We start from the raw sequence: 1,665 nt of genomic DNA on the forward strand, positions 1-1,665 counted from the left end.
ACGGCCACCGCCTGACGCGTCAGAACCACCAGACGGACACCCTCACGGGACTCGTCCGCGAACCACCCCTGAACGGCCGCCAGCGCCACGGCCAGGTCCCCCTCCGCACGCAGCACCTCCCAGGCGGACTCGTCGGAGGCACCCGCCGTCGACACGGGCCATTCGACGGCGAAGAGGGTGTCCCGGCCGACGGCGGGTACGGCCCCCAGCTGCTCGGCCCGGACCGGCCGGGTGATCAGCGAGGCGACCGAGACCACGGGTCGGCCCTCGGGGTCGGTGGCCTCCAGGGCGTAGGTGTCCGGCCCGGTGGCGGTGACCCGCACCCGCAGCTCGGTCGCGGCCGAGGCGTGCAGGGTGACGCCCCGGTAGGCGAAGGGCAGCCGGCGGACGCCGGCACCGCTCGGGTCTCCGTCCGTGCCGCCGTCCGTGCCGCCGTCGAGGGCGGGAAGCTGGGCGGCCGCGTCCAGCAGGGCGGGGTGCAGCCCGAACCGGGCGGCGTCGGCGGTGAGCTGCTCCGGGAGGGCGGCCGTCGCGTAGAGCGTCGACCCCTCCCGCCAGACCTCCAGCAGACCCCGGAAGGCCGGCCCGTAGTCCAGACCGACGGCGGCCAGCAGCGCGTACGCCTCTTCCGGGGCGATGCGCTCGGCGGTGTCGGCGGGCGGCCAGGCGAAGAGCTCGGCGGCGACGGGCGCGGTGGAGAGCAGGCCGCTCGCGTGGCGGGTCCAGTCGCCGGAGGCTCCGGAGTGCGCCGACCGGTCGGCGGCGGAATCCGCCGACCGGTCGGCGTGGTCGCCGCCGCCTGCCGGCGGGGCGGGACGCGAGTGGACGGTGACGGACCGCAGGCCGTTGCCGTCCGGCTCGCCCACGGCCACCTGGAGCTGGAGCGCGCCGCGCTCGGGCAGGACGAGCGGGGCCTCGACGACCAGTTCGTCGAGCGCACTCGCCCCCACCTCGTCGCCGGCGCGGATCGCCAGCTCGACCAGGGCCGCGCCCGGGGCGAGCACCGTCCCGAGGGCGACGTGGTCGGCGAGCCACGGGTGGGTGGCCAGCGACAGGCTGCCCGTGAGCAGCAGGCCGGTGGTGTCGGCCGGGGCGACGACCGCGCCGAGCACGGGGTGCTCGACGGCAGCCAGGCCGAGGCCGCCGGCGTCACCGGTACGGGTCGCGGGCTCCAACCAGTAACGACGCCGCTGGAACGGATACGTCGGCAGATCCACCCGCGGACGCCGCCCACCACCGAACAACGCCGCCCAATCCACCCGATGACCCTGCACATGAATCCGCGCCAACGCCGCCACCGCCGTCCGCGACTCCCCACGATCCCGCCGCAACACCGCAGCCGTCACCGGCCCCTCAAGAACCCCCTCCACCAACGACGCCAGAGTCCCGTCCGGACCCAACTCCACGAACGTCGACACACCCTCCGCCGACAACGACCCCACCACATCCGCGAAACGCACCGCCTCACGAACCTGACGCACCCAATACCCCGGATCCGCCAACTCCCCACCCGAAGCAACCCGCCCCGTCACATTCGACACCACCGGAATCAACGGCGCACGGAACTCCAACCCCTCCGCCACCACCCGGAACTCCTCCAACATCCCATCCAGATGCCACGAATGAAACGCATGACTCACCCGCAACCGCCGCGACCGACGACCC

At 74.4% G+C, this 1,665-nt stretch carries 1 protein-coding gene; it reads right to left on the minus strand.

Annotated elements, in window-relative coordinates:
- Positions 1 to 1,217 (minus strand): polyketide synthase dehydratase domain-containing protein (locus ABZY91_RS41995; RefSeq protein ID WP_355409515.1); only part of this gene is annotated, 1,217 nt, incomplete at its 3' end.
- Positions 1,218 to 1,665: the final 448 nt, after the last annotated feature.

Origin of the sequence: Kitasatospora sp. NPDC002965 (genome assembly GCF_040611255.1) — a bacterium.
GTDB lineage: Bacteria > Actinomycetota > Actinomycetes > Streptomycetales > Streptomycetaceae > Kitasatospora.